Raw genomic sequence first — 6,455 nt, forward strand, 5'->3', positions numbered from 1 at the left:
CCTCCGCGCGGGCGGGGGACCGCACCGCCATCGCGTCCTTCGAGCGCGCGGCCCAGGCGCTCGCCGCCGGGATCGCCGCCACCGCGACCCTGGTCGAGATCGACATCGCGGTGATAGGCGGGGGAGTGGCGGGCGCGGGCGATGTGCTGTTCGTCCCGCTGCGCCGCGCGCTGCGGGACTACGCCACGCTCTCCTTCGTACAGCAGCTGAAGGTGGCGCCCGCGCTCATGGGCAATGACGCGGGTCTGGTCGGTGCGGCTGCTGCCGCCTCGCTCGGTGAACCGGACGGGGCGGCAGCGGGCGTCAGCAGCTGAGCCGCGCCCCGGCCCAGTCGGCGTGGTCGGAGTCGTTGCCGTCCCCGCCGTCGGTGACCACCAGCCGCACCGTCCGCGCGCCGCTCACATCCGCCGAGAGCGGCTGCGCCGGCATCCCGTTGGTGAGGACGCCGGTCGACGCGGCCTTCCTGCCGTCGGCCCAGATCTCGAAGGTGACCGTCCCCTTGGTGCCCTTCTCGTCGTCGACGCCCACATCGGCGCTGACCCGGGAGCAGCCGCCGCCCGTGTAGTACTCCACGCTGCTCGGCGCGTGCACCCCGAGCCCCTTGGCGTACTCAGTCCCGCCGATCGTGAGCGGGTTTCCGTCGCCCGGCTGGTCCTCGCCGTTGCTGGTGTCCTTCTCCACCGGGCCCCAGCCGTTGGCGGCCGACATCTCCGGCAGATCGCTGAGGTACGGGCTCCCGGCGGGCGGTGCCTCGACGACCTGCACGGGCACGGACTGCGTGGACCGGACGGACTCGCCGGCCGGTGAGCGGTACGCCGATGCCAGCTGAAGCGCGTAGGCGCCCGCAGGCGTCCCCGCGGGGGCGGTGACCCTCCAGGACGTACGCAGTGACGTCCCGGCCGGTACAGCGGGCGCCGAGGCCCCCGAGACGGCCTTCACGGTCCAGCCGGCCGGTCCGGTGAGCGAGGCGCGCACCCGGAGCGCCGGGAGGCGGCCCAGGTCGGTGACCGTGGTGGTCACCGCAGCGGTGCTGCCTGCCTCGGTCAGCAGCGGGCCGCTGATGCCGGTGTCGACGGCCGGCGGGTACGTCGCCCACTTGCGGTCGGCGGCGACGCGCAGCAGCACCGTGCCGTGCGCGGGCACGGTGGCCGCGAGGGTCCCCGCCGTGCTGTAGGTCCGGTGCTGCCACAGGTCCCGCTCGGTGTACGCGGCGGCCTTCGGCAGACCGGCCGCGGTGGTGGTGGTGGAGATGCGCTGGGGGCTGTCCGTCTCGTTGAAGAGGGCGACGGCGCGGCTGCCGTCCTTCATCTCCTTGGTGACCACCCAGCGCCCGCCGTCGGACGAGAGCACGGTGCCCTGCTTGCCGAGCGGGTCCTGGTCCACGGCGATGACCTCTTTGTTGGTCACGATGCCGTACGTCTCGTCCGACGCCTTGCGCAGATCGGTGCCGATCAGGAGGGGCGCCGCCATGACCGACCACATCGAGAAGTGCGTGCGGTACTCGGTGTCGGTCATCCCGCCGTTGCCGACCTCCAGCATGTCCGGGTCGTTCCAGTGTCCGGGCCCCGCGGCCGCGGCGAGCGGCAGGTTCTGCTTGAGGATCGACAGCATCGAGGCCCAGTTGTCGCTGATGTCTCCGGTCGTGCGCCAGAGGTTGCCGATGTCACCGGCCCACTCCCAGGGCTTGTTGGAGCCCCATTCGCAGATGCTGTAGACGATCGGGCGGCCGGTGGCGGCGAGTGCGTCGCGCATCGCCGTATAGCGCTGCACGGCGTCCACACCCTGGTTGTTGCAGTTGTCGTACTTGAGGTAGTCCACGCCCCAGTCGGCGAACTGCCGGGCGTCGCTGACCTCGTGGCCCAGTGCTCCGGGCAGGCCGGTGCTGTCGCACGTCCTGGTGCCCGCGCTCGTGTAGATGCCGAGCTTGAGCCCCTTGGCGTGGACGTAGTCGGCAACTGCCTTGATTCCGTGGGGGAAACGCACCGGATCCGGCACCAGCTTCCCGTCTGCGTTGCGCTCGGGCAGCGCCCAGCAGTCGTCGAGGTTCACATACTGGTACCCGGCGGCCTTGAGGCCCTTGTCCACGAAGATGTCGGCGATGCCCTCGACCATCGCCTCGTTGAAGTCCGCGCGGCAGTGCGTGGAGTTCCAGTTGTTGAAACCCATCGGAGGTGTGAGCGCCAGACCGTTGTCGGCTTTCGGCGTGACGGTGTCGGGCGCGCTCCTGGCGGCGGCGGGTGTGGCGAGCCCACCGGCGCAGAGCAGTGCGGTGACCAGTGCTCCGAGGATTCTTCGGCGCAGGGGGCGGGTGTGACTGGGGGGAAGGTGACGCATCGTTACGTTCCTCCGTACGGGGCCCGTGATCGGATGACTTCATGTACGCGTCATGGCGAGCGTTTACGGTAGGGCTTGTTGGAGTCTGTTGGAAGAGGCGCGGTAACGGTTGTTCGATATCTCGCCTAAACCCTTGACTGGCACGTCACTTGGGAGTGAGATCCAATCCTCGCGTTCGGTTGTGTTGGGTTTCACCCTGGAGGAGGGGGACATGGCGCAGTCTTCGTACAACGGTTCAGTCGTGCCCGGAAGTGTGGCTGGACATCGGATGTCCCGCCGGAATCTTCTGCGTGGCGCGGCAGTCGGTGCCGGCGCTGTGGCGCTGCCTTCGCTCCTTGCCGCGTGCAGCAGTGGCCCGGGGGGCGACGCCAAGACCATCAAACTGGGGTCGAACTCCTCGGACGCGGTACCGAAGAAGGCGTTCGCGGACGCCTTCGCGGCTTATGAGAAGCAGTCCAAGGAAGGCCGGAAGATCAAGGTCAACACCGTTGACCACAACAGCTTCCAGGAGAACATCAACCGCTATCTGCAGAGCGACCCCGACGAGGTCTTCATGTGGTTCGCGGGGAACCGTATGCAGTACTTCGCCAAAAAGGGCCTGCTGTACGACATCAGCGACCTCTGGCAGGACTACAAGGGCTTCACACCCGCGCTCAAGGCCCAGTCGACGGGGGCGGACGGAAAGCAGTACTTCACGCCGTACTACTACTACCCGTGGGCGGTCTTCCACCGGAAGAGCCTCTTCACCAAGTACGGCTACGAGGCCCCGAAGACCCTCGACGACTACATCACGCTCGCCAAGCAGATGAAGAAGGACAAGCTCGTCCCCATCGGCTTCTGCGACAAGGACGGGTGGCCCGCGATGGGCACCTTCGACTACATCAATATGCGGACCAACGGCTACGACTTCCACAAGTCCCTGATGGCGGGCGAGGAGTCATGGACCGACAAGCGGGTCAAGGACGTCTTCGACACCTGGCGCCGCCTCCTGCCGTACTGCCAGCCGGGCGCCAACGGCCGTACCTGGCAGGAGACCGGGCAGAGCCTCCAGAAGCGCGAGATCGGCATGGTCGTCCTCGGAATGCCGCACCCGGGCCAGCAGTTCCCCGCCGCCGAGCGTTCCGACATCGACTTCTTCGCCTTCCCGGAGATCAACCCGGAGCACGGCCAGGACGCGGTCGAGGCGCCCATCGACGGCTTCCTGCTGGCGAAGAAGTCCAAGGAACTCAAGAACAAGAAGTCCATGGAGAGTGCCAAGGACCTGCTCAAGTGGCTGGCCACACCCAGGGCCGAGGACATCTACCTGGCCGGTGACCCCAACAACATCGCGGTCAACAGCGGCGCCGACCTGTCGAAGTACACCGCGCTGCAGAAGAAGTCGGCCGAGCTCATATCCGGGGCGAAGCAGATCTCACAGTTCATGGACCGCGACACCCGCCCCGACTTCGCGTCGACGGTGATGATCCCGGCCATCCAGAAGTTCATCTCCACCCCGAACGACGTCGACGGCCTGTGCAACGACATCGAGCGGCAGAAGAAGACCATCTTCGCTTCCGAGTGAACAGCCCCCTGGAGTACAGACCGTGGCGCTCAACACCGCGCGGCGCTCCGCACGACGAGGCCGACGCCGCTTCACCCGGCGCGACCTCGTCGTGCTCGGGCTGCTGCTGGGCATACCCGTCCTGCTCGACATCGCCATCGTGTGGGGACCGACGCTCGCATCCGTCGTGCTCTCCTTCACCAGCTGGGACGGCGTCGGACCCATCAAGTGGGTGGGCACGCAGAACTACGCGAACCTCTTCACCAACTACCCGCCCTTCTGGCCCGCGGTCCGGCACAACCTGCTGTGGCTGGGCTTCCTCGGGCTCGTCGCGGTGCCGTTCGGGCTGCTGCTGGCGGTGCTCATCGACCGTGGCGTGCGCTTCAGCCGCTTCTACCAGTCGACGCTCTACATGCCGGTGGTGCTCTCACTCGCCGTCGTGGGATTCATCGCCCAGCTGATCTTCTCCCGCGACCAGGGCGTGCTCAACGCCCTCATCGGCAACACCAAGAACCCCACCGATTGGCTCGGCGACCCGAACCTCAACATCTGGATGATCCTGCTGGCCGCCGCCTGGCGGCACACCGGCTACGTGATGATCCTCTATCTGGCCGGGCTGAAGGCCGTGGACCCCTCGCTCAAGGAAGCGGCGGCCATCGACGGCGCGAGCGAGGCACAGACCTTCTTCCGGGTCGTCTTCCCGACCCTGCGGCCGGTCAACGTCATCGTCGGTGTCATCACCGTCATCGAGTCGCTGCGCGCCTTCGACATCGTCTACGCGGTCAACCACGGCCGCAACGGCCTGGAAGTGCTCTCGGTGCTCGTCACCGACAACATCATCGGCGAGGCCAGCAGGATCGGCTTCGGCTCGGCCATCGCCGTGGTGCTGCTGGCCGTCTCCATGGGCTTCGTTGTGACGTATCTGGTGCAGGAGATCCGAGGAGAGAAGTCCCGATGACCGTCGACACCGCTCCGCCGCCCACCGCGGTCCCGGCGTCCGCGCCCGCCGCCCGCCGCCGGGGGACGCGCCCCGGCCGGATCGGGCTGCACGTCTTCCTGATGGGCGTCTCGATCGCCTTCCTCGCGCCCCTGCTCCTCGCGGTCTACGCCTCCCTCAGGCCGTACGACGAGACCTCCAAGTACGGCTACTTCTCGCTGCCGCGGCATCTGTCCTTCCACTACTACAAAGAGGCGTTCAGCGACTCGGGCATGACGAAGTACTTCGTCAACACCCTGATCATCGCGGTGCCCGGGGTCATCGTCACGCTCTTCCTGGCGTCGTTCGTGGCCTTCGCGGTCTCCCGGATCAGGCTGCGCGGCGGCATCGTCCTGCTGATGCTCTTCACCGCGGGGAACCTGCTGCCGCAGCAGGTCATCGTGACCCCGCTGTACGTCGTGTTCAACCGCATCCCGCTGCCGTACTGGATGTCCGACTCGATGACGATGTTCGACTCGTACTGGGCCGTCATCGTGGTCCAGATCGGGTTCCAGATCGGCTTCTGCGTCTTCGTCCTCGCGAACTTCATGCGCACCCTGCCGCAGGAGATCCTGGAGGCGGCGATCGTCGACGGCGCGGGGGTGTGGACCCAGTTCTGGCGGATCACGCTGCCGCTCTGCCGCCCCGCCATCGCCGCGCTCGCCACCCTTGAGTTCACCTGGATGTACAACGACTTCCTGTGGGCGCTGGTCTTCATGTCCGACGGCGACAAACTGCCGATCACCTCGGCGCTGAACAACCTCCGGGGCCAGTTCTTCACGGACTACAACCTGCTGGCCGCGGGTTCCGTGATCGTGGCGCTGCCCACGCTCGTGGTCTTCCTGCTGCTGCAGCGGCACTTCATCGCGGGGCTGACGCTCGGCTCCAGCAAGTGAGCCGCCGGTAGCGGAGGTCACGGGGAGGGGGCACGGTCGGCTGAGGCCGTGCCCCCTCCATTTCCCCTCAGCCCCCGGCGGCCTCCACCGCCCCGATGACCGCCCCCGCCCCGTCCTCGGTGTCCATCACAGCGGCCCCCCTCCGGGCCGCCCGCCGCAGGGACGGGTCCCGTACGGCGGTACGGACCGCCTCCGCGAGGCGCGTCTCGGCCCCGCCCTGCGACAGGGCCGCGAACGGCAGCGGGGGAGTCCCGGCGCCCACGGCGGCGAGCCGGGACGCGCAGAACGGCTGGTCGGCCGTCACCGGGACGGGGACCGACGGGACGCCGGCCCGCAGCGCGTGCGAAGCGGTGCCCGCACCCGCGTGATGCACGACGGCCGCGAGCCGCGGGAAGAGAAACTCGTGCGGTACCTGGCCGACCGTCAGCATGTCGTCCCCGGCCATGTCCTGGCCGGCCAGGGCCCCTGCCACGTCGTCGCCCGCCGAGAGGCCCGCCCGCCCCGACTGGAGCACCCCCCGGACCCCGGCCCGGCGCAGCGCCCGTACGGCGAGAGCACCGAGCCGCCCGCCCTCGCCGTGCCCCATGCTGCCGAAGCCGACGAACACCGGCGGCGGGCCTGCGGCCAGGAACTCCGCGAGCGGCACGGGCAGTTGTGCACCGGGCGGCACCTGGGGCCACCAGTTCCCGACGACATCGAGCCCCGGTCG

At 68.4% G+C, this 6,455-nt stretch carries 6 protein-coding genes; 4 read left to right on the forward strand and 2 right to left on the reverse strand.

All coding sequences use genetic code 11. The features are described from left to right. The coding region (locus tag G3I19_RS33385; protein ID WP_164267457.1) for an ROK family protein at positions 1 to 314 on the forward strand (314 nt) is incomplete at its 5' end. Here the strand turns inward: G3I19_RS33385 and G3I19_RS33390 are convergent. Next, positions 304 to 2,334 (reverse strand): NPCBM/NEW2 domain-containing protein, encoded by a 2,031-nt coding sequence (locus G3I19_RS33390; RefSeq protein WP_164267458.1) that lies wholly within the window; start codon positions 2,332 to 2,334, stop codon positions 304 to 306. The genes G3I19_RS33385 and G3I19_RS33390 overlap by 11 nt on opposite strands. A gap of 268 nt (positions 2,335 to 2,602) precedes the next feature. Between G3I19_RS33390 and G3I19_RS33395 the strand changes: the two genes are divergently transcribed. From G3I19_RS33395 to G3I19_RS33405, 3 genes are read left to right on the forward strand one after another with little or no spacing between them, the layout of a single operon-like run. After that, positions 2,603 to 3,895: an ABC transporter substrate-binding protein gene (locus G3I19_RS33395; protein WP_164267459.1), complete on the forward strand. Its 1,293-nt coding sequence runs from the start codon at positions 2,603 to 2,605 to the stop codon at positions 3,893 to 3,895. Positions 3,896 to 3,917: 22 nt separating this feature from the next. Continuing rightward, a complete protein-coding gene (locus G3I19_RS33400) occupies positions 3,918 to 4,832 on the forward strand; it encodes a sugar ABC transporter permease (protein ID WP_164267460.1) in 915 nt (304 codons plus the stop codon). Next, the gene (locus tag G3I19_RS33405; RefSeq protein ID WP_164267461.1) at positions 4,829 to 5,746 is read left to right on the forward strand and encodes a carbohydrate ABC transporter permease; all 918 of its coding nucleotides are present in this window, start codon (positions 4,829 to 4,831) and stop codon (positions 5,744 to 5,746) included. The genes G3I19_RS33400 and G3I19_RS33405 overlap by 4 nt, the downstream gene beginning before the upstream one ends. A gap of 67 nt (positions 5,747 to 5,813) precedes the next feature. On the opposite strand, the gene G3I19_RS33410 is transcribed toward G3I19_RS33405, so the two are convergent. Continuing rightward, the coding region (locus G3I19_RS33410) for a nucleotide disphospho-sugar-binding domain-containing protein (protein WP_343235287.1) at positions 5,814 to 6,455 on the reverse strand (642 nt) is incomplete at its 5' end.

Source organism: Streptomyces sp. SID10853, assembly GCF_010548145.1.
In the GTDB taxonomy this organism is placed as follows: domain Bacteria; phylum Actinomycetota; class Actinomycetes; order Streptomycetales; family Streptomycetaceae; genus Streptomyces.